Annotated in this window: 20 protein-coding genes; 19 read left to right on the forward strand and 1 reads right to left on the reverse strand. The window is 58.3% G+C overall.

Going from position 1 to position 20,710, the window contains the following annotated elements; genetic code table 11:
- Positions 1-52 precede the first annotated feature (52 nt).
- The 19 genes from ACIO0C_RS08105 to ACIO0C_RS08195 all read left to right on the forward strand — a co-directional run bounded on the left by ACIO0C_RS08105 (position 53) and on the right by ACIO0C_RS08195 (position 19,993).
- A complete protein-coding gene (locus ACIO0C_RS08105) occupies positions 53-589 on the forward strand; it encodes a carboxymuconolactone decarboxylase family protein (RefSeq protein ID WP_401310059.1) in 537 nt (178 codons plus the stop codon).
- Between the two features lie 22 nt (positions 590-611).
- Positions 612-1,631: a VOC family protein gene (locus tag ACIO0C_RS08110; RefSeq protein WP_401310060.1), complete on the forward strand. Its 1,020-nt coding sequence runs from the start codon at positions 612-614 to the stop codon at positions 1,629-1,631.
- A gap of 71 nt (positions 1,632-1,702) precedes the next feature.
- A complete protein-coding gene (locus tag ACIO0C_RS08115; protein ID WP_401310063.1) occupies positions 1,703-2,665 on the forward strand; it encodes a flavin reductase in 963 nt (320 codons plus the stop codon).
- Positions 2,662-3,609, forward strand: a complete 948-nt coding sequence (locus tag ACIO0C_RS08120) for a fumarylacetoacetate hydrolase family protein (protein ID WP_401310065.1) — start codon at positions 2,662-2,664, stop codon at positions 3,607-3,609. The genes ACIO0C_RS08115 and ACIO0C_RS08120 overlap by 4 nt, the downstream gene beginning before the upstream one ends.
- A 31-nt stretch (positions 3,610-3,640) precedes the next feature.
- Positions 3,641-4,255, forward strand: coding sequence for a glutathione S-transferase family protein (locus tag ACIO0C_RS08125; protein WP_401310068.1), 615 nt, complete (start codon positions 3,641-3,643; stop codon positions 4,253-4,255).
- Between the two features lie 16 nt (positions 4,256-4,271).
- On the forward strand, positions 4,272-5,153 hold the full coding sequence (locus ACIO0C_RS08130) for a LysR family transcriptional regulator (RefSeq protein ID WP_401310071.1): 882 nt from the start codon (positions 4,272-4,274) through the stop codon (positions 5,151-5,153).
- A 544-nt stretch (positions 5,154-5,697) separates the two neighbouring features.
- Positions 5,698-7,407 (forward strand): DUF1302 domain-containing protein, encoded by a 1,710-nt coding sequence (locus tag ACIO0C_RS08135; protein ID WP_401310074.1) that lies wholly within the window; start codon positions 5,698-5,700, stop codon positions 7,405-7,407.
- A gap of 12 nt (positions 7,408-7,419) precedes the next feature.
- Positions 7,420-8,787, forward strand: a complete 1,368-nt coding sequence (locus ACIO0C_RS08140) for a DUF1329 domain-containing protein (protein ID WP_401310077.1) — start codon at positions 7,420-7,422, stop codon at positions 8,785-8,787.
- A gap of 43 nt (positions 8,788-8,830) precedes the next feature.
- Complete coding sequence (locus ACIO0C_RS08145) at positions 8,831-9,943, forward strand: WD40/YVTN/BNR-like repeat-containing protein (protein ID WP_401310080.1); 1,113 nt, start codon at positions 8,831-8,833, stop codon at positions 9,941-9,943.
- Positions 9,944-9,994: 51 nt separating this feature from the next.
- On the forward strand, positions 9,995-12,469 hold the full coding sequence (locus tag ACIO0C_RS08150; RefSeq protein WP_401310083.1) for an RND family transporter: 2,475 nt from the start codon (positions 9,995-9,997) through the stop codon (positions 12,467-12,469).
- Positions 12,466-13,806 (forward strand): MFS transporter, encoded by a 1,341-nt coding sequence (locus ACIO0C_RS08155; RefSeq protein ID WP_401310086.1) that lies wholly within the window; start codon positions 12,466-12,468, stop codon positions 13,804-13,806. Before ACIO0C_RS08150 ends, ACIO0C_RS08155 begins: the two co-directional genes overlap by 4 nt.
- Positions 13,807-13,875: 69 nt before the next feature.
- Positions 13,876-14,352: a VOC family protein gene (locus ACIO0C_RS08160; RefSeq protein ID WP_339554504.1), complete on the forward strand. Its 477-nt coding sequence runs from the start codon at positions 13,876-13,878 to the stop codon at positions 14,350-14,352.
- 52 nt (positions 14,353-14,404) lie between these two features.
- Positions 14,405-14,929 carry a nuclear transport factor 2 family protein gene (locus ACIO0C_RS08165; protein WP_401310090.1) on the forward strand — a complete coding sequence of 175 codons (525 nt, stop codon included), beginning with the start codon at positions 14,405-14,407 and terminating at the stop codon, positions 14,927-14,929.
- Between the two features lie 124 nt (positions 14,930-15,053).
- The gene (locus ACIO0C_RS08170; RefSeq protein ID WP_401310093.1) at positions 15,054-15,410 is read left to right on the forward strand and encodes a DUF4286 family protein; all 357 of its coding nucleotides are present in this window, start codon (positions 15,054-15,056) and stop codon (positions 15,408-15,410) included.
- A gap of 17 nt (positions 15,411-15,427) precedes the next feature.
- Complete coding sequence (locus ACIO0C_RS08175) at positions 15,428-15,919, forward strand: VOC family protein (protein ID WP_339554507.1); 492 nt, start codon at positions 15,428-15,430, stop codon at positions 15,917-15,919.
- Positions 15,920-15,992: 73 nt separating this feature from the next.
- Positions 15,993-16,868, forward strand: a complete 876-nt coding sequence (locus tag ACIO0C_RS08180) for an SMP-30/gluconolactonase/LRE family protein (RefSeq protein WP_401310096.1) — start codon at positions 15,993-15,995, stop codon at positions 16,866-16,868.
- 9 nt (positions 16,869-16,877) lie between these two features.
- Entirely contained in the window at positions 16,878-17,795 is a 918-nt protein-coding gene (locus ACIO0C_RS08185; RefSeq protein WP_401310099.1) for an SDR family NAD(P)-dependent oxidoreductase, read from the forward strand.
- Between the two features lie 252 nt (positions 17,796-18,047).
- On the forward strand, positions 18,048-19,031 hold the full coding sequence (locus ACIO0C_RS08190; protein WP_401310102.1) for a LysR family transcriptional regulator: 984 nt from the start codon (positions 18,048-18,050) through the stop codon (positions 19,029-19,031).
- Positions 19,028-19,993, forward strand: coding sequence for a LysR family transcriptional regulator (locus tag ACIO0C_RS08195; RefSeq protein ID WP_401310105.1), 966 nt, complete (start codon positions 19,028-19,030; stop codon positions 19,991-19,993). The genes ACIO0C_RS08190 and ACIO0C_RS08195 overlap by 4 nt, the downstream gene beginning before the upstream one ends.
- A 76-nt stretch (positions 19,994-20,069) precedes the next feature.
- Here the strand turns inward: ACIO0C_RS08195 and ACIO0C_RS08200 are convergent, their stop codons facing one another.
- Positions 20,070-20,624: a nuclear transport factor 2 family protein gene (locus ACIO0C_RS08200; protein ID WP_401310108.1), complete on the reverse strand. Its 555-nt coding sequence runs from the start codon at positions 20,622-20,624 to the stop codon at positions 20,070-20,072.
- Positions 20,625-20,710: the final 86 nt, after the last annotated feature.

The raw sequence follows: 20,710 nt of genomic DNA on the forward strand, positions 1-20,710 counted from the left end.
TATTAGCCACGCTGCGGCAGCCGACCAACAACAATAACGTGCGGAGTTTTGTATGCCTCGTATTCAACTGCCAACCCCCGACGAAGAGCCGCAAGCCTTTGCGCTGCTTCGGGCCAAGCGCGGTCACGCACCGAATGCACAAATCTTTCGGACCCTGGCCATCTGCCCGGAGATCCTCGAAGTCTTCATTCCCATGGCGGACGCGGTGCGCGAGGGCTACGGCATCGACCCGAAATTGCGTGAGATGGCCATCGTCATGTCATGCCAGACCATGGGCACACATTACGAACACGATCCGCATTGGAATCGGGCCATCAAGGAGGGCGTCTCCAAGGAGCAAATGCTCGCGCTCTGGGACTTTGAAAAGAGTGCTCTGTTCTCTGATCTGGAAAAGGCCGTACTTCGCCTGGCGCGGGACGCTACCCGGGCACCGGCGCAGGTCAGCGACAAAGTGTGGGAAGACGTGTACCACGGCCTCGGTCAAAAACAGAGCGTTGCGCTGCTGTTCAATATTGGTTGGTACAACATGACCGGTCGGTTGACTGGCCCCCTCGAGTTGAGCAACGAAGCCGATTTCACTCGGCTCTGACAAAGACATCAGGAGACACACCATGCCACTGCCAAAACCGGTCTACTACCCACCGTTCAATATCACCCGCTCCAGTCACGCCGTCATCACCTCGCGCGACCTGGAAGCCAGTCGCGATTTTTACGAGCAGGTAATTGGCCTGGTCCTGACCGAACGAGATGCCGACACCCTCTATTTCCGCGGCCTGGAAGAGGTATGCCACCACAGTCTGGTGATCAAGCGCCACAACGGTGAGCATTCAGCGGAAGCAATTGGCTTTCGGGTGTACACCGAAGAAGAACTGGACAAGGCGGAGCACTTCTACAAATCCAAAGGCCTGCCGGCACGCTGGATCGAAGTCCCGCATCAAGGCCGGACGCTGCTGGTCAATGACCCGGCCGGCACTCCTGTGCAACTCTGCGCCACCATGAGTACGACGCCCCGTGTGTACACGCAGTTTCAGGACTTCAAGGGTGGCGCGGCCATGCGCTTCGACCACTACCAGATCCAGGTTCCGAATGTGCAGGAGCAGACCGATTTCTACGCAGAAATGGGCTTTCGCATCTCGGAATACATGGCGCTGGACGAGAAGTTGATCGCGACATTCATGTTCCGCAAACCCGGCACCCAGGACATCGTTTTTCTGGAAAATCCGGGCCCGCGCCTGCATCACTTTGCCTACACCGTTTCCGACTCCCACAGCATCCTGCGTGCCTGCGACATCGCCGGCAACCTGGGCATGGGCGACATCGTGGAGCGGGGCCCCGGTCGGCATGGTCCGGCTGGCGTGTTGTTTGTCTATCTGCGCGATCCCGATGGCCATCGCGTGGAGTTGTTCTGTGATCACTATCTGCTGATCGATATCGAGGTCGAGCCTGTCGCCTGGGATGTGCGCAAACCCGGCCTGTCACTGCGCTGGGGCCTGCCACCTCAGGAATGCTGGTTCAACGAGACCACTGCGTTCAGTGGCATCCCGACGAAACAGTTGGACCACGAACGAGGCCCGCTGGTGACGCTTGAGACCTACCTGGCAGATAAGGCACGGGCCAGGGCCGCCAAGTAGTTTTGTCGGTGCCGCTTCGGCGGCCCTTGTGCAGCGCGGTGGTATCGATCGAGAGATTGGAGATATTCAGAATGACGACACAGACAGCAACCCAGACAGACCTTGCCGTATCAGGCCCACGTTTCGATGGCCGCGCTCTGCGAGACGCGTTCGGTTCGTTCGCCACTGGCGTGACGATTGTCACCACGGCGGGCCCGGGCGGCGTGGATATCGGTCTGACCGCGAACAGCTTTTCCTCGGTGTCGCTGGACCCGCCGATGGTGCTCTGGAGCCTGGCGCGGACATCCTTGAACATGGATGCATTCCGCAACAGCGGGCATTTCGCCGTGCATATCCTGTCTGCCGATCAGGAGGCGCTGTCGGGGCGCTTTGCGAGCAAGGGCATCGACCGGTTCGAGGGGCTTGCAGTGGATCGCGGTCCGGACGGCATCCCGATGTTGCCGAACTGCATGGCCCGTTTCGCCTGCAAGCTGGCTTATCAATACGAGGGCGGGGATCACGTGATCTTCGTCGGCGAGATTGTCGATTTCAGCCATTCGGCACAGAAACCACTCGTTTTCCACGGCGGGCGGTACGGCATGTTGCTGCCCAAGCAGTCCGTTGCGTCGGCCGATGAGTTCAGCAACCTCTCAGCCGATGATTTGCTGTACCAGGTTTCGAATGCCTACTTCCGCACCCGGAAGACCGTTATCGAGAAGCTCGAATCCCACCAATGGACGGCAGAGGAATATGCCGTGCTGAGCATCATTGGCCGTGAGGACGGGCTGTGCATGCCAGAGATCGTGGCGCGCAGCGAGAAGGTCCGCGGCCAGGGGATTTCCGCGACCATTGTTCAGAAGCTGATCGTGCAGGGGTTGCTTCACGAGGTCGATTCCGGCGATGGGCAAATTACTGTCAGGTTGACCCCTGAAGGTCGCCGCTCGGTCCTGGAACTGATCGCGATACGCAAGTCGAGCGAGGCCGATGTGCAAGGCCTTCTGGACCCGAGCGAAGTGCAATTGCTCAAACACCTGCTGGCCAGGCTTGACGCATGAAAATCGCACGCTACCAATCTGCCGCAGGGCCTGAGCGACTCGGAATCGTCACCTCCGTGTCGGGCCGTGAAATGCTCGTTGATGTTGCCAAGGCTGCTGCTGTTCGCGGCGGGTCAAGCACATCAACATCGGGTGCGCCAACGTCGGTGATGGGCCTGATCGAGGGCGGAGCACCGGCGATGGAGGCCGCGCGCGAGTTGCTCACGTGGGCAGCGGATCGCCAGGACCCCGTCTGGATGGATGACCCGAACTCCGTGGCGTGGCTGACGCCTGTGCCAGAGAAGTCCATGTTTTGTGCTGGCCGCAACTTCGGGCGGCACAAGCTGGAGTCGATGAAGGGCGATGCAGGTAACGCCAGCAAGCTGCACAGCGACTTTCCGACGGGCTTCGTCAAGCTGGGGCGCACGCTCGTTCCGCACAAGAGTCAGGTGAAGCGGCCCGACGACGTGCTTGATTTCGACTACGAAGTCGAGATCGCGCTGGTGCTGGGTAAGGCAATTGATGCGCGCAGCGACATCGACCCTGCGAGCGCCATCTTCGGCTACACCATTTTCAACGACCTGTCGGCCCGGGAATGGCAGCTTCGCGAAATGCAGAACGGCATGATCATGCTGGGCAAGAACTTCCCTGGCTTCGGCCCGCTCGGCCCCTACATCCTCACCGCAGACGACGTGCCGGATCCCACTGGCCTGGTGCTGTGGCTGAAGGTCAACGGCGAACTGCGCCAGCACTCCGATTGCCGCGACCTGATCTTTGGTTTTGCGGAAATGGTCGCGTTCTGGTCGCGTTTCGGCCTGGTTCCCGGCGACCTGATCAGCACGGGTACGCCTGAAGGTGTTGCCTTGCACCACAAGCCTGATCCGCAGCAGTGGTATCTCAAGCCTGGGGACCGGGTGGAGGCGGGCGTGGAAGGTATTGGCGTCCTGGAGACGTTCATCGTTTAACCCCCCCATTCCCTCACTTATGGAGCGTTTTATGAAGCTGTATTTTTTGCCGGGTGCCTGTCAGATCGGCATCCATGCCTTGCTTGCTGAAATTGGCCAGCCATTCGAGATCGAGAAGGCTGCTCGTCCGGGGACGCCGGAATTTGAGGCTTACACGCAGATCAATCCCAAGGGCAAAGTTCCCGCGCTGATTCGCGATGACGGATCGCTGCTCACAGAGTTCCCGGTGATCGCGCTCTATCTCGCCCGCAGCAATCCTGAAAGAGAGCTGATCCCGACCGATATCGAAGGCGAAATTCGCGTGCTGGAAATGACCGAATATTTGGTATCTACCGTTCACATGCAAGGCTACACTCGGGCTCGCCGACCCGAGAAGTTCGCGCCGAGCGAATCAGACCATGCGGCCGTAAAAGCACAGGGGCTGAAGATATTCCAGGCCGGGCTTGACCGGGCTGAACGACAGATCAATGGCAAAGACTGGCTGTTCGAGAAAATGTCCATCGCGGATTTTGCGCTCTTCTACCTTGAACACTGGTCTGTGCTCAATGGAATCGGCTCGCTGGGTCCGGGTTGTCAGGCACACCACGACCGCTTGTGGTCGAAGGTCGACATTCGCCGCGCCGTTGAGTCTGAACTCAACTCCTAATTTTGAGCGCTGCACCATGGACATGCTGTTGAAGCTGAAGGCCTTCGTCGTGACCGCCGACAGCGGTAACTTTTCGGCGGCTGCGCGCACGTTATACACGTCGCCCTCGGTGATCATGAAGCGGGTCGACGAACTCGAATGGGACTTCAAAACAACGCTGTTCGACCGCTCTACAAGGCGGTTGACGTTGACCGATACCGGGCATAGCTACGTGACCCACGCACGGCAACTGCTACGGTCTTACAACGACATGGCCAGCGGCGCGATTTTGAGCCCTGGCCGAATCGAAGGGCCGATTCGAATCAAGGCCCCAGCCGTGCTCATTCGGCAGGGCCTTGGTGATCTGTTCACCACCTACCGGGCTGAGAACCCGCTCGTTCAACTGGAAATCATTGCGTCCGACAGGGGTGGCAATCCGGCGGAGGAGGGGTTTGATATCTCGGTGGGGATGGATCAAATGACCTATTCGGACGTGGTCGAACAGGTTATCCGTCCCTTTCCGCGCCTTCTCTGTGCAGCCCCGGCCTATCTCTCCCAATATGATGCGTTGCTGCATCCACGCGACCTGGTCCATCACCCTTGTCTGACGTTTTCTATCGCCGGTTCCATCTGGGGGTTCAACTCGCCTGAGGGGCGCATAGAAGTAGACGTGCATCCTGTTCTCATCACCAACGACGAAGGCTATTTGTGCGCCGCCGCCCGCGGTGGTCACGGTATTGTTCAACTGGCATTGCCGATCGTTGCCGATGCTCTGCAAGCCGGGGAACTTGTTCCTGTGCTGGAGCAGTTTTCGCTGGTGGAACGCTGGGTGAAAATCATGGTGCCGACTGCGCGACTGGAACTGACGCGGGTAAAACTGCTGTTCGACAAGATGGCGATGCACCTGTCCTCCCACTGAATCACCAATCCCCTGTAGGAGCGAGCTTGCTCGCGATGGTCGCCAACGATAACGCGTTCTGTCTGGATACCCCTTTTGTCCGGACGATTTTCGCGAGCAAGCTTGCTTCTACAAAGACTCCACGTCCGGCCTCTTGGCCCTGAAATAGCCCTCCTGGTACGACGAATCAAATAGGTAAATGCCCGCCAATTCTGGCGCGGCAGAGGTGTGCTTTTTCTTAACCACCCCGATTACCCAAGCCCTGGCTTGACCATCAAAAATCTGACTGCGGTGTAGCGGGTTTTATCATTGTTCACGCCAAAAGGGGGCTGCATATACTCGGTCCAACACAGAAACACAGTCAGGGCTGAAGATAAGAAAACCATCTTTCAAACCACGACTCTGTGTTGCCTGCACGACGATCCGCTCGCGCATGAATAGACGCCAGATTCACAAACATCATGGGAAGTATTTCTTGTGGCGCGGGTGGCTGGCCGATGTTCACGCGACCTTGCAGATCAGCAACCGGAGTTCATAAGTCACACAATCTCTCTAGGTAGCAATGATGCAAATAATAAAAATAAAATTTGCAGTATCCCAAGATGATTTGTACCGCCAAAGCCTTAGATCCGTAGTAGTTGCCACAAGTCTGATGGCGGCTGGCTCTTCATTGGCTGCGCCAATCGATCTTGGTAATCCCGACTTCAAGCTACGCTGGGATAACACGGTCAAATACTCCTCCGCTATCCGTGTAAAAAACCCGGATGACACGCTCACCAAGTTCGCTCCCGCCACCCCAACCAGCGGAGCTGGCCCTGCGGCGCTTAACGGCGACGACGGCGACCGTAACTTCAAGAGCGGCAGGTTGATCTCCAATCGACTCGATTTGCTGTCCGAGATGGACCTGGTCTTTCGCGATGATTACGGCCTGCGCGTGAGCGGTGCGGCCTGGTATGACGACGTCTACAACCACAAGAATGACAACGACTCGCCGGCGACCAACAACTCGCTGTCGGTGCCGTACAACGAATTCACCGATGACACCCGCGATCTGCACGGCCGCAAGGCTGAGTTTCTGGACGCCTTCGTTTTTGGCGGCACGGATGTCGGCACAGCCCGTGTGAGCGGCCGCCTGGGTCAGCATACGGTGCTCTGGGGCGAGAGCCTGTTCTTTGGTTCCAATGCCATTGCCGGAACCCAGTCGCCGGTGGATGCGGTCAAGGCGTCCTCGGTGCCAGGGTCGACCACTAAAGAAATCATCAGGCCGGTCGGCCAGTTCTCGGGGCAGATCCAGTTTTCGCCGGCGCTGACCCTGATTGGTTACTACCAATACGACTGGGAAGCTACGCGCCTGCCCGCGGCCGGCAGCTACTTCTCGGTGAACGATTTCATCGGCGACGGTGGCGAGCGCATTCGATTTGCACCCGGCGTACCTGGCGTTGGCTTGTCGCGCGGTGAAGATATCAAGGCAAGCGATCACGGCCAGTACGGTCTTGGCGTTCGCTCTCAATTGGGCAACTGGGAATTTGGCGCCTATGCGATTCGCTACCACGCCAAGACGCCAGTGCTTTACTCACGAGCAGGGCGGACTCCCGTCGTAGGTGCCGGGTTCGGGATATACCAGTGGGTATATCCGGAGGACATCAAGGCGTTCGGTATCAGCGCTACCACGACCGTGGACACCGTCAACTTCGCCGGTGAACTCTCTGTGCGTCGCGACACGCCGCTGACCAGCCTGCCTGTGGAAGTTGGAAATAAAGTCGCCGACAACAACAACCACGCGTTCTACGCCATCGGCAATTCGGCCCATGCCAACGTGTCGATGATCTGGACGATGCCGCGCAACTTCATGTCCGACGAGCCTTCCTTCAGCATGGAAGTGGCCTACAACCAGCTGACCAGTTGCTCCAGCAACTGCAGCGCCATGGACCCAGGCCTGGATCGTCGCGCGGCAGCGGTGCGTGGCTTGTATGCGATACCGCAGCGCAACGTGCTGGACGGTCTGGACCTTACGCCTTCCTTCACCATTGGCTACAACCACGGCAAGTCACCCGTGGTGCTGATGGGGCCCAACGATGGCGGGGACATGACCTTCACCCTGGCGGGCAACTACCTGACCGTGTGGGACTTCTCGCTGGCGTACACGCACTACTACGGCGCGGAAAACACCGCCACGTATGCGTCTGTCGATCCCACCGTCAACGGCACGTACACCTTCGACCAGACCCTCAAAGATCGGGACTTCGTCTCCGTGTCGCTGCGTCGCACCTTCTAAGGGAAAACAATAATGACTACGTTCACTCGCATGACTTTGCTTGCCCTCGCGTGCGCCGCATTGGTGGCGCCGACTGTTCAGGCCGCTGTTTCGGCTGATGAAGCGGCCAAACTCAAGACCACACTGACCCCGCTGGGCGCAGAGCGTGCCGGCAACAAGGATGGAAGCATTCCAGCGTGGGAGGGCGGCTACCCGCTCGATGCGTCGTACAGCTCGGCGGCGATTCCGGATCTGTTTGCCAAGGACAAGCCCCTGCTCACCATCACGGGGCAGAACGCAGAGCAGTACAAAGACAAGCTGACCGAAGGCACGCTGGGCCTGTTGAAACGGTTCCCGGAGTTCAAGGTTCAGGTATTCCAGACCCGGCGCACCGCAGCGGCGCCGCAATACGTCTATGACAACACCCTGGCGAACGCCACCCGGGCGACGATGGACCCCAGTGGCGAACTCGGCCCTTTCCCCAAGGGCACGTTCGGTGGCATCCCGTTCCCGATCCCGAAGACTGGCGAAGAGGCCATCTGGAACCATCTGCTGAGATGGACGAGCCCTGGCTACCAAACGACGCCCAGCCTGGCGCGCGTTACCCCTGAAGGCAAGGTCATCCCGGTGTCGCAGAACGTGGCCAAGAGCTCGTTCCCGTACTACGACCCGAACAGCAACCTGGAAAAATGGCAAGCCGCCGGCTCCAACATTGTGGTGCGCCGTGTAGACACGTCCGGTCCACCGATCCGCGCCGGAGAGATTCTGCTGCAGCGCGTGAACATCAATGACATCGAGTCCAAAACCTGGGTGTACCTGACCGGCCAGCGACGTGTTCGCCGTCTGCCACTGACTTGCTGCGATGTGCCGAGCCCGGTGGCGGGCGGCATCCTCAACTTCGACGAAGTCGAGGTGTACTCATCGTCCATCGGTCGCTACGACTGGAAGCTGGTGGGCAAGAAAGAAATGTACGTGCCGTACAACACCAACAGTTACCACCAAGCGACATCGCTCGACCAGCTCATGACGGCAAAAACCGTCAACCCTGAGCTGGTGCGCTTCGAGCAGCATCGGGTATGGGTGGTGGAAGGAACACTCAAGCAAGGCCAGCGTCATGTGATTCCTCGCCTGCGTGTGTACCTCGATGAAGACACCTGGATCGCTGTTGCAGGCGAGCGTTGGGACGCCCAGGGGCAACTCTGGAAGGTGACCTACAACCTGCCGACCGTGTTCCCGGGGGCGCCGGGCACCATCGTCGCAGGCTACATGTCCTACGACCTGATCGGCGGTGGCTACTTCGCGTCTGCCTACTTCCCCCGTGACAAACAAGTCGACCTCAAGGCGTCGTTGCCGGACCGGATCTTCACCCCCGAATCCCTGGCCGGAGAGGGCGTGCGTTAGAACTGCATCTCGCTTTAACGATGAACCTGATGAGATAACCGGTATGAATAACAATAACAATGAAGGCTTCGACGGGTCGCGTCGGCGGCTGTTGCTGGTGGGGATGGGCCTGGGTCTGCAGGCGTTGCTGGCCCCCACCATGGCATCCACCGTAGCAGCGTTTGCCTCGGCAGCCATGCCCGGGCCGCTGCGTGAGCCTGCCACGATGACCCCTCGGGCAGCACGCGGCGTGCTGACCCGTGTGGTTCTGGCCGGTGACCGGCTGGTGGCGGTGGGAGAGCGCGGCCTGGTCGTGCTGTCTGACGACGGCGGGCGCCAATGGCGCCAGGCCCGTGTACCGGTCAGTGTGACCCTGACCTCGGTGAGCTTTGCCGACGCCCGTCAGGGTTGGATCGCTGGCCACAGTGGTGTTGTTTTGCATACCTCAGACGGCGGCGAAAGCTGGTCCATTCAGACCGATGGAGTGGCGCTCGCCAAGGCATCACTGGCCCAGGCGCTGGGCTTGCCTGACACCAACGCCGATCGTGATCGCAGCATCCAGGACGCCCAGCGCCTGGTGGATGACGGCGCTGACAAGCCCTTGTTATCAATCTGCTTTGCCGACGCTCGACGCGGAATGGTGGTGGGTGCGTTCGGCCTGGCGGCCCGCACTGACGACGGTGGCAAGACATGGACGCCTTGCCGCAACCGCCTGCCCAATCCCATGAGCCTGCATCTGTATGCGGTTGCCCACCATGACAAGACCTGGGTGGTCGCCGGAGAGCAGGGCGTGATGATGCTCAGCCGCGACGATGGCGCCAGCTTCGAATCACTGGCGGCTCCTTCGGAGCGAACCTTGTTCGCCGCTACTGCCACGCGCAAGGGTGGATTTGTGTTCGCCGGTCTTTTGGGTGCTGCTTGCCGCATTGATCCTGGCAGCACGACCGTTACTGCGATCGAGTTGTCGGCGCCCTTGACGATTCTGTCTTGTGCCGAATTGCGCGATGGCCGGGTAATGCTGCTGGCGCAGGGCGGGCGGGTCCTCGCAAGCCGTGACGACGGTGCCCACTTCGCTGAACAGCAACTCCCGCGACGCGAACCTTTGACCTCGCTGGTCGAAGCCGCAGACGGTGGTCTCGTTGCCACCAGCATGGGCGGGGTTGCCCGGCTTGGCTGATGACACCCATTCCCGCGATTGCGCGAAGCGCCAGACGATGAGTCCAACAATATGACCACTGTGACATCCACCGAGACCGCAGCTTGCCGGCTCGAAGACTTTGATCCGCGCTCGGGCTCCAGGCTCGAACGCGCCGTTTTCAACCACCGCATCCTGGTGCTGCTGCTGTGCGTGTTGGTCACGATCATGCTCGGCTACAGCGCGTTGAGCCTGAAGCTCAATGCCAGCTTCGAAAAGACGATTCCGACCGGCCATCCGTACATCACCAACTATCTGGAACACAAGAAAGAACTCACCGGCCTGGGCAACTCGGTGCGGATCGCGGTGCAAGCACGCAAGGGCGACATCTACAACGCGAGCTATCTGGAGACGCTGCGTCAGATCAACGACGCGGTGTTCATGCTGCCGGGTGTGGATCGGGCGTTCATGAAGTCGCTGTGGACGCCAAACGTGCGCTGGACTGCCGTGACCGAGGATGGCCTGGACGGTGGTCAGGTGATCCCTGCGCACTATGACGGCTCGCCCGCCAAGATCGAAGAGCTGCGCATGAACGTGCAACGCTCGGGCGAAATCGGCCAATTGGTAGCGGTCAACGGCGGCTCCACCGTCATCCAGGTGCCGTTGCTGGAGCATGATGCTTCCGGCAAGCCGCTGGACTATGCGGCCCTGTCCAAACAGTTGGAAGAGCTGCGCGCCAAGTACAGCAGTGATGACGTGGCCATTTACATCACCGGTTTTGCCAAGCTGTCCGGCGACCTCATGGATGGCATGCAAGAGGTGATCGGGTTCTTCTTCATTGCACTGATCATCTGTGCAGCGATGGTGTTCCTTTACAACCGAGACGTCATCAGCACCGCGCTGGTGGTGATAACTTCGGTGACCGGCGTGCTGTGGCAGCTAGGCCTACTGCCGCTGCTGGGGTACTCGCTCAACCCCTATTCCATGCTGGTGCCCTTCCTGATCTTCGCCATCGGTATCAGCCACGGCGCGCAGAAAATGAACGGCATCCTGCAGGACATCGGGCGCGGAACACACCGCTATGTCGCAGCCCGCTATACCTTCAGGCGCCTGTTCCTGGCCGGCCTGACCGCACTGCTGGCTGACGCCGTAGGCTTTGCGGTGCTGCTGATGATCGACATCCCGGTCATCCGCGAGCTGGCCACCGCCGCGAGCCTGGGCGTGCTGGTGCTGGTGATTTCCAACCTGATTCTGCTGCCCGTGCTCTTGAGTTATGTGGGTGTAAGCCGTAAAGCCGCCGAAAGGGCAGTGCGCCGGGAATCGTCCACCGCAGCGGGGGAGAGCGGCGCCTTCTTTATCTGGCTGGTGCGCTTCACCGAGGGGCGACGCGCACTGCTTGCAATCGTCACGGCGCTGGTTCTGGCGGTGGTGGGTGTTGCAGTAGGCACTCAACTGAAGGTCGGTGACCTCGATCCGGGGGCGCCGGAATTGCAAGCCGACTCGCGTTATAACCGCGACGTGGGCTACCTGACGAAGAACTACGGCGCCAGCAATGACCTGTTTGCAATCATGGTCAAGACGCCCGAGGGCAATTGCAGTAATTACGGTGTGCTGCGCCGCGTCGACCAACTCGAATGGGAACTGATGGATCTGCCTGGTGTTGAATCCACCCAGTCGATTGCACGGCTGCAACGGCGCCTGATGGTGGGGATGAACGAGGGCAGTCCGCTGTGGTACGACTTGTCGAGCAACCAGAACATGCTCAACACCATCACCGCCCGGGCGCCGCGTGAACTGTACAACGAAGAATGCAACTTGCTGACGGTCTACGCCTACCTGCGTGACCACCGCGCAGAAACGCTGCAGCAAGTGGTCGACCTGGTCGAGCGCTTCGCCGTTAAAAACAACGACAAGGACGCGACGTTCTTGCTCGCCGCCGGCTCGGCGGGGATCGATGCCACCACCAACATCGTGGTTCACAAGGCCTGGTACCAGATGCTGTTCATGGTCTACGGGGCGGTGGCGCTGCTGTGCTTCATCACCTTCCGTTCCTGGCGGGCAGTGCTGGTGGCCATGCTGCCGTTGATGCTCACGTCCATTTTGGCCGAGGCGCTGATGGTGATCCTGGGCATGGGCGTGAAGGTTGCGACCCTGCCGGTGATTGCGCTGGGTGTGGGCATAGGCGTGGATTACGCGCTGTACGTGTTGAGCGTGACCCTGGCGCAAATGCGTGCCGGCGCCACCTTGAAACAGGCTTACGCCACCGCGTTGCAGTTCACTGGCCGAGTGGTGCTGCTGACCGGGGTGACCCTGGCAGCAGCGGTCGCGACGTGGCATTTCTCCAGCATCAAGTTCCAGGCTGACATGGGTCTGCTTCTGGCTTTCATGTTCTTGTGGAACATGCTCGGTGCCTTGGTACTGATCCCGGCCCTGGCGCGCTTTCTGCTGCCCGGAGCGCGTGTCGGGGCAATCGTCGAAGTGATCGATGCCGCTCCCCAGCCCGCAACATCAGTGCCCATTCCCGCGGCTCAAACTGAAAAACTGACGTACGAGAGATGCCTGCCATGACTCTTTTAACCAGCGCGCCAATCACGGGCCGCACGCCAGTCAATGTCACGCAAGTTATCGAAGGTGGCAGATTCAATGCGTTCAGTCTGCAAGTTGCGGTGATCTGCTTTCTTGCGATTGTGTTCGACGGCATCGACAGCGCGCTCTTCGGTACGCTGCTACCGGCAATCATGGCCGATATGAAAATGGGCCCGGCCGAAGCGGGGATCCTGGCGAGCGTTGGGCACATCGGAGCGGTGGGCGGCGCCATTCTCTTTGGTGTGGCAGCTGATGCCCTCGGCCGCAAGCGTATGATGCTGATCGGTATGACGATCTTCATTACGTTCACGGCGGCCTGCGGATTGGCTCAGGGAGTCGTCGACTTCGCTATCTACCGCTTCATCGCCGGTTTCGGCCTGGCTGGCATCGTTCCGATTGCTGTGGCGCTGGTATTCGAATACACGCCCGGCAAGTGGAAAGCGATGGTATCCAGCGTGTCCTATACGGGCATCTCGGTGGGTGTTCTGTTATCGGCGTTGTTGTCGATGGCGGTTCTGTCCACCGTCGGATGGCGAGCGATTTTGCTTGGAACCTTCGCTTGCATCGTTCTGGTGCCCATCGCCTTGGTGTGGTTGCCTGAATCGATGTCAATTCTGGTGAAGAAGGGCAAAAGCGAAAGCATTCGCAGGATTCTGGTGAAGGCAGAACCGCAGTTTGTTCCCGCCAGCGATGACGAATACAGCCTGAATGAGCTGCCTGCTGCGAAGGTGCCTCTCAAGCGCCTGTTCCAGGGCGGCTATGGGCGCAACACGCTGTTTCTGGGGATCGGGATGCTTTGCATCATGATGACCGCCGTCACCCTGACAACCTGGATTGCACAATTAATGGTTCAGCGCGGGTATTCGCTGACAACCGGGATCTCTTTCATCCTTGTATTCACCTGCAGCAACTTCATCTCTACGCCGTTGGCGGGTTGGATGTCGGGCAGGATGGGCTACAAAAAAGTGTTCGCCATTTACATGCCCGTTCTGTTTGTTTCGATATCTCTGATTGGCGTTATTCAGGACCCGGTTGGCGCATTGATCTGCATGTTTTTCGCCGGATTCACGGCAATGGGCGCCACCTGCATTTTGTTGCCCTACGTCGGGTCGCTCTATCCATTGAGCTTTCGTTCATCGGCGATGGGCGTGATTTACGCCATTGGCCGGGTTGGGCCAATCATCGGGCCTGCAATAGCCGGTTTCATGCTGGCCGCAGGCGTCAGTGTTCCAATCATTTTGGTTTGCATGGCTGCACCAGGGCTGGTGGCTTTGGTGGCATTTCTACTGGTGAAAGAGCGTCCTGCGCAAAGTAGTTAACAGTTGGCTAAGCCCGTTTCACACAAATATCAATATAAGTTTTCACACAACCTAAAATAAGGAAAAACCATGGATCGCTATATCAATCGCTTGTTTCACGTATGCATTACCGTTGCAGATATTGACGCTGCACTTGAGTTTTATTGCGGGGTGCTTGGGCTTGAGTCGATTGGCAAACTGCGCCACGAAAGGGCGCCTGGAGAAATCCTCGGCTTCCCCAACCAGATTATCGAAATTCATGCCGATCACCTCGTCGGTAAGGACAAGGAGAACGCGACCGTTATCGACTTGATCGAGTTCGTCGAACCTAAAACAGTCGTGAATAAATCGGCTTCCGCGCCCCTGAACCATGCTGGCATCAACCGCATGGCGTTTGGTGTGGACGACACCGATGCCATTCATGAGAAGCTGAAGGCGCGTGGCGACATCGTGTTCCTATGCGAGCCGCAAGTGGTCATCGCCCCAACCGGCGGAAAATTCAAGATCCTGACGTTTAAGGACCCCTTCGACAACGTCCTGGAAGTGATTGAATACTGCAAGCAGTGAGAAGTTTGTGTAACGAATGCGGTTTTTTCGCTGACAAATCGGAGCGTTTCAAATGAGTGTGACTCAAGACAAATCTGAAATCATTGACGTCATCAACCTCTATGGTGTCGCGCTGGACGCACACGCCTGGGACTTGCTGGACGACGTGTTTACCGAGGACGCGCACGCTGACTTCGGGCCAGCAGGAGCTGTCTGGAAGTCAGTAGGTGCGCTGAAGTTCGCCTTCAAGGACTTCCACGAAACCCTGACCAATCACATGCACACCATGACCGGTTCCTGCGTTCACGTGGATGGCGACACGGCGTACGCACTGACGTATGGCGATTGGTTGCTGTCGCGTGACTCCGCAGTGGGCGGTCCTGACTGGGTTGGCCGCGGCTGGTATGACGATATCCTTGTCCGTACCGACAAGGGCTGGCGTATCAGTAATCGCGTCTGCCGACTGATTTCATGGACAGGCAACCCGAACGTTCCTGAGCCGGCTTATGAACAGCACCCGGTCATGACCACCCACACGCTGCGCAGTCATCGCGAAGAAGGCAAGGTCAGATACTTCGAAGCAATCGCCAAGAAGTAAAGAACCAAGAACAACATCTCGGCCACTTCCAGTTTTAGAACGGGAGTGGTCTGCGGATTCGCTTGCCTGAATTTCCATTGCTCTTGTTATTAATAAGAGCAACTTTCACATCGGAAACTTAACAATGAGCAATCAGACGGTTATCTGGACGGTTGGCATTAATTGCCCGGCCGAAGATGAAGACAAGTTCAATTCCTGGTACGACGACGTGCATGTACCGATGTTGTTGAAGGGTGACAATGTCAAGAAAGTGACCCGCTTCAAACTGGCAGAAGAAACCTATCACGTCGGCACGACCACTCAACCTTGCCCGACCTATCTGACTATTTATGAGTTTGAGAATCAGGCCAAATTTGAAGCCTGGATGAATGGCGCCTCGCGTGCTGAAGCCGGCGACGATAAAACCAAAACCTGGGGCGATAAGGTCTACGACGTTCAATGGGCAACGCGTTACAACCTCACCAACGCCTGGAATGTCTAATTAAAGGACGTATAGCAATGAGCGCATTAGTTAAGAAACTTCTCCATGTTTGCATCACCGTCCCTGACGTCGATCAGGCCCTAAAGTTTTATCGCGACGTGCTTGGCTTTGTTTCCACGTTTGAAACAAGGACCGACGAAGCGGACGGGCCGCTGCTGGGGTTTGCCGAAGACGAAATCAGTATTTATGCGCACCACATTTTGACCGCAGGCGCAGATCCCCAGCACGCCACTGAAATCAACCTGATTGAATACACCAAACCTTCCACCATCATCGGTGATGGCCCTTATGACTTGATGAACCAGGTGGGTATTACCCGTTTGGCACTTCTCGTCTTGAACACCCGGGAAGCCTTCGAAAAGATTCGGGCCTATGAAGGCGTTGAAGTCGTTTGCGAGCCCAAAGACATCATCATCCGCAAGCCCGGCGGCAACCTCACGATGACCTGGTTCAGCTTCAAGGACCCCTACGGCGTTTTCATCACCATTGCCGAACCGCCAAAAGCCTGAGCAAGGCTCGGTTAAAACTTGCGGTTCAGCGTCGGATCGCCCAAACCCAGTTCAATAGAATCCAGGAGATAACATGCAGATCGATGTTCTGATTGATGTAAAGACGACCATCGGTGAGGGTCCTGTATGGGACGTGCAGGAGCAGCGCTTGTACTGGATCGACGTGGTCGGCGGTCGCGTATTTCGCTGTACCGCCGACGGTCGCGAGGTTCGTACGTGGGAGATGCCGGACACCATCGGCTCCATGGCGTTGCGTCGTGATGGCGGGGCAATCGTGGCGCTCGGCTCGGGCTTTCACTTCCTCGACTTCGACACGGGTGAAACGCAGCTGATCGTCAACCCAGAGCCCGACAAACCCCACAACCGTTTGAACGACGGCAAGGTGGATGCGCGTGGGCGCTTCGTTGTTGGCAGCATGGATACCCGCGAGGGTTTCGCGGACGGCACATTGTTTCGTGTCGACCCTGATTTGTCGGTGCACACGCTCGACGCGGGGTTCGCGATCTCCAACGGGCCGTGCTGGAGCCCCGACGGGTCGACGTTCTATTTCTCGGACACCTTCTCCGGTGAAATCTGGGCGTATGACTACGACCTTGAAACCGGCGGCATCGCGAATCGGCGCACCTTTACCAAAGCAGGCTTCACCGACACTACAGCGACCGATGGCTCAACCGTCGATGCCGAAGGGTTCCTTTGGAACGCCCAGGTCTATGCCGGCAAGCTGTGCCGCTTCGCGCCTGACGGCAGCCTGGATCGCGTGATCGAAATGCCGGTCAAAAAAGTCACGAGCGTCAACTTCGGCGGCCCGGACCTGGACACGCTTTTTGTCACTTCCATGGCCAAACCTCCTTTGCCTCGCTATCCCGGTGACAACGTGATGCGCGGGAGTCTCTTTGCCATTCATGGTCTTGGTGTGAAAGGTCTGCCTGAGCCGCGATTTGGTGGCTGACCCCAGGTCATGGCCGCGCTTCCCGATGTCGGGACGCGCGGCGGGCGAGGTGCGCCATACGGTATTCGCTCGGTAAGTATCAGTGCGGGGCTGATTGCGAATGTCCGGCATCATCTGGAATCCAGGGGTAAATCTCCAGCAGAACGCTCTCTGAGAAAAATCTTCAACTCCATGGGTGAAGCATTGCAAACACATAAAAATCGCGTGGCAGTCGTTTCAGGTGCCGCCAAGGGCATTGGACAGGAACTGGCGATTCAGCTCGCCCAGCGTGGCGCGGCACTGGCGCTGCTGGACATTGCGGACCTGTCGCAAACGCGCGATCTGGTTGAGCAGGCCGGCGGCAAGGCCATCGCGATTCACTGCGACGTCAGCCGAGAAGAAGACTGGAACACTGCCGGTAAGCTTGTGAAGGAGGCATACGGTCGCTGCGATATTCTGGTCAATAACGCTGGCATCTACCCCAATGTGCATATCGACGAAATGGACTTCAAAACCTGGCGACGGACCTTTGAAATCAATCTGGATAGCCTGTTTTTGAGCTCGAAAGTGTTTGTGCCGATGATGCGTGAGCATCAGTGGGGGCGGATTGTAAACATCTCTTCCACATCGATCGTCACCAGCGCCGTCGGCGTCAGCCATTACATAGCCACGAAAATGGGCATCATTGGTTTCACGCGAGGGCTTGCCAATGACCTGGGCAAGGACTTCATCACCGTCAATGCCATCGCTCCCGCATTGACCGCAACCCCGGGAACCCGCGATCTACCCGATGCAGTGCGGGACGGGATAGTGAACCGGCAAGCGTTCAAAAGAATGGCAGTGCCGCACGATATCGTTGGACCGATCTTGTTTCTGACCAGTGATGACGCGCAGTTTGTTACCGGTCAGTTGTTGGCCGTCGACGGCGGCATGATGAAAGTCGGTTAAATAGTCGTCACTGTCCCCTTGTAGGAGCGAGCTTGCTCGCGAAAAACGTTCGGATAACGCGATCATTCAGGCAGCCCGCGTTATCGTTAACGCCCATTGCGAGCATGCTCGCTCCTACAGTGGCAAGCCATTCCCGATGTGGATAGAGTACGAGCCTCGTGCGATTTTTCTAATCCATGCAGCAAAAAGAATAAGAGACAAGCCAGCGCATGATCATCTACGAACTCTCTCGGCTGGAGCAATAATCACCCCATGCTCCCGAAGCTGATGCACATCCGCATGTTTGTCGCGGTGTACGAGGAAGGCTCCTTCACTATTGCCGCCAGCCGCGAAGGGCTGGGGCAGTCCGGCATCTCCGCGCACGTGCGACAGTTGGAAACTCAATTGGGCGTGCAGCTGTTTGCCCGTAACCGCGCAGTCATTCCTACACCGGCCGGGCATGCTTATTACCAGCAGTGCGTGCAACTGCTGCGCCTGCATGAGAGCGCATTCAACGCGGTGGGGCACAGAGCGGAACCGACCGGAGGCACGCTACGCATAGGCATGATTCCAACGATGACCCGCTCGGTATTTAGTCGAGCGCTCAGGGCCTTCGAGGCGGCGTATCCCAACGTTTCCGTGCACCTGACGGAAGGGGCCGGTAGTGTCTTGGCGACCGCGGTACGGCACGGCATGCTGGATTTCGCTGTCACGCAGCGTATGTCCTACGAAGCCGGCGGAGGCTGCGGACTGGTCACCTCTTTGTTTACAAGAACGCCGGCTTTCCTGGTGTCCTCGCCCGAATCGGACTTGCCCCATTGCGAACCGGTTCGCCTGAGCGACATCAAGGATTTGCATTTGGTACTGCCCATCGGTCGGCGGCCGCTGCTGGAGCAGTACCTGGTCGACCACAAGGTCCATGTCGAGCAACGGCTCAACTGGTTCGAATCCATGTTGGGCGCGATGGATCTGGTGCGTTCCAGCCATTGGACGGCCATCATTTCCGGGCTTTTCATCGCTGATGATTTGCGGCGTCGGCGCTTCACCCTAAACCCGTTAGCCGATCCCATTCTTTGGGACGACATGCTGTTGGTGGAGGCGGCGCGCAAGCCCTTGTCCATGGCCGCCCAAAACTTCATCGAGTTGTTGAGGGAGGCCACCGAAGAGATCAATGCGATCCCGATTCGCATCGCTCATGGCGAGCCGTTGTCGGGCCTCAGTCAGTCCTCCGCCTTTAACGAGCGCCCTACGCCATGAGTGATTCGCTGCCCGGTCTGCGGGAAATGCAAATGTTTGTGGCGGTGTATGAGACACGGTCCTTCACCGCCGCGGCGACACGTGAATTCGCCACTCAGTCGGGCATATCCCAACACGTTAAACAGATCGAAGAATTGCTGGGGGTGCAGCTGTTCGACCGGCAGAAAAGTGTCGAGCCAACAGAAGCGGGGACCTTGTTTTACCAGCATTGTCTGGAGGTGCTGGCGGCCAATTCAAAGTCTGTGACGGCACTGGATACATTCGAAAGCGGCCTCTGCGGCGAGGTCAGATTTGGGCTGACGCCGACACTGGCGACTTATCAGCTTGCACCGGCCTATTTGCGCCTGATGGCGCAGAATCCCAACGCTTCTGTCGCAGTGATCGATGCCCCCAGCAATATGCTGATCGACAGGGTGCGGGCCAATGAGCTCGATTTTGCAATCATCCCTTCGATTTCGCAGCCGCCACCGGATCTGGTGACGTCGGTGTTTGCCGCCACGCCTGCGTTCCTGGTGTCGTCAAAGAGTCATACCAGCGACTTCGCACATGGGGAGGTGATTGAGCTCGACAGACTGGCGGGGCTCAAGCTGCTGGCCCCTGACAGTCGCGAGTTTGCACAGTGGATTGGCTCGCCGCTGGGCGCGCCTTCGGGGTCGGGCCCCAGTTACCAGCTCGATGCGGTGCTGGCCACGCTCGACCTGATCCGGCAAAGCGAGTGGATGGCCATTCTTCCCGGCCTGCTGTTCGTTCACGACTTCAACGCAGATCCATCGGAACGGGATTACAAACTCAACCCGTTTGCCGGCTCCGGCCTGACGCTGGAACTGTTGCTGGTGCAGCCATCACGATCAATGCCAAGTCCGATGGCGCAGGCAACCATCCACGCCATCCAGCAGGTCACCCAGGAACACCTTCGGCTGCTGAGCACCTTTCAATCGGGGAACAGGCGGGTTGCAAGCTAGTTTGCAGGGAGGAGGGCATTGCGGCGTAAGGGCAGGTAGCAGAGCCAGAGGAGCGGTGCCCCTCTGGCGTTTGCGATCAAGCGTCCGCAAGTGATTTTTGTGCAATCGGGATGCCGGTGAAACCGGCCACTTTGCGCAACACCCGATCAGTCCCGTCGCGCGGGCTGCCCGAAGCGTCAGGATGATCGTCGAACCAGTTGCCCTGAGGGTAGCGGTACATCAAGTCGACCATCAGGCGGCGCTCGGCAATGAGCCAGACACCGTCGCGACGTTCAAACCGGTCGAAGTACCGAGCCCACAGCTTGACTGTATCGCCGTTCCAGTGATGTCGCTCCGACGCTGCATGATCAGCTTGCAGATAGGTTTCGACATACGCGATCTCCGGGCCGTCGAATTCAATCAGGCTGTTACCGAGGAAATGCTGAGTGCGATTGAATCGTGGCATTTCGGCGGTCAGGAACTGAAAGAATCCTTCGGCACCGCCGACATGAAGGCTTTCCGGAAAGTGGATATAGGCGTCTTTGTGGAAGGCACCCCGCACCAGTGACAAGTCAATGCGATCGAGACCACGGCAATAGCGCAGCAGCACGTCGTGAATTTCGGTACGCGCGACGAGTTCTTCTAGAGTCATGGCAATCTCCTGTATTCATTGTTTTTGGACAGCAGTTTTCGACTCGCGGCCTTTCGTGTGAGTGAGTCCGCGATGTGGCGATCGAA

The sequence above is a fragment of the Pseudomonas sp. NPDC087336 genome (assembly GCF_044744285.1).
In the GTDB taxonomy this organism is placed as follows: Bacteria; Pseudomonadota; Gammaproteobacteria; order Pseudomonadales; family Pseudomonadaceae; genus Aquipseudomonas.

Bases quoted from the DNA above. Each gene is read 5' to 3' on its own strand.
- ACIO0C_RS08105 (WP_401310059.1), top strand. From the start codon at position 53: ATGCCTCGTATTCAACTGCCAACCCCCGACGAAGAGCCGCAAGCCTTT.
- ACIO0C_RS08110 (WP_401310060.1), top strand. From the start codon at position 612: ATGCCACTGCCAAAACCGGTCTACTACCCACCGTTCAATATCACCCGC.
- ACIO0C_RS08115 (WP_401310063.1), top strand. From the start codon at position 1,703: ATGACGACACAGACAGCAACCCAGACAGACCTTGCCGTATCAGGCCCA.
- ACIO0C_RS08120 (WP_401310065.1), top strand. From the start codon at position 2,662: ATGAAAATCGCACGCTACCAATCTGCCGCAGGGCCTGAGCGACTCGGA.
- ACIO0C_RS08125 (WP_401310068.1), top strand. From the start codon at position 3,641: ATGAAGCTGTATTTTTTGCCGGGTGCCTGTCAGATCGGCATCCATGCC.
- ACIO0C_RS08130 (WP_401310071.1), top strand. From the start codon at position 4,272: ATGGACATGCTGTTGAAGCTGAAGGCCTTCGTCGTGACCGCCGACAGC.
- ACIO0C_RS08135 (WP_401310074.1), top strand. From the start codon at position 5,698: ATGCAAATAATAAAAATAAAATTTGCAGTATCCCAAGATGATTTGTAC.
- ACIO0C_RS08140 (WP_401310077.1), top strand. From the start codon at position 7,420: ATGACTACGTTCACTCGCATGACTTTGCTTGCCCTCGCGTGCGCCGCA.
- ACIO0C_RS08145 (WP_401310080.1), top strand. From the start codon at position 8,831: ATGAATAACAATAACAATGAAGGCTTCGACGGGTCGCGTCGGCGGCTG.
- ACIO0C_RS08150 (WP_401310083.1), top strand. From the start codon at position 9,995: ATGACCACTGTGACATCCACCGAGACCGCAGCTTGCCGGCTCGAAGAC.
- ACIO0C_RS08155 (WP_401310086.1), top strand. From the start codon at position 12,466: ATGACTCTTTTAACCAGCGCGCCAATCACGGGCCGCACGCCAGTCAAT.
- ACIO0C_RS08160 (WP_339554504.1), top strand. From the start codon at position 13,876: ATGGATCGCTATATCAATCGCTTGTTTCACGTATGCATTACCGTTGCA.
- ACIO0C_RS08165 (WP_401310090.1), top strand. From the start codon at position 14,405: ATGAGTGTGACTCAAGACAAATCTGAAATCATTGACGTCATCAACCTC.
- ACIO0C_RS08170 (WP_401310093.1), top strand. From the start codon at position 15,054: ATGAGCAATCAGACGGTTATCTGGACGGTTGGCATTAATTGCCCGGCC.
- ACIO0C_RS08175 (WP_339554507.1), top strand. From the start codon at position 15,428: ATGAGCGCATTAGTTAAGAAACTTCTCCATGTTTGCATCACCGTCCCT.
- ACIO0C_RS08180 (WP_401310096.1), top strand. From the start codon at position 15,993: ATGCAGATCGATGTTCTGATTGATGTAAAGACGACCATCGGTGAGGGT.
- ACIO0C_RS08185 (WP_401310099.1), top strand. From the start codon at position 16,878: ATGGCCGCGCTTCCCGATGTCGGGACGCGCGGCGGGCGAGGTGCGCCA.
- ACIO0C_RS08190 (WP_401310102.1), top strand. From the start codon at position 18,048: ATGCTCCCGAAGCTGATGCACATCCGCATGTTTGTCGCGGTGTACGAG.
- ACIO0C_RS08195 (WP_401310105.1), top strand. From the start codon at position 19,028: ATGAGTGATTCGCTGCCCGGTCTGCGGGAAATGCAAATGTTTGTGGCG.
- ACIO0C_RS08200 (WP_401310108.1), bottom strand. From the start codon at position 20,624: ATGACTCTAGAAGAACTCGTCGCGCGTACCGAAATTCACGACGTGCTG.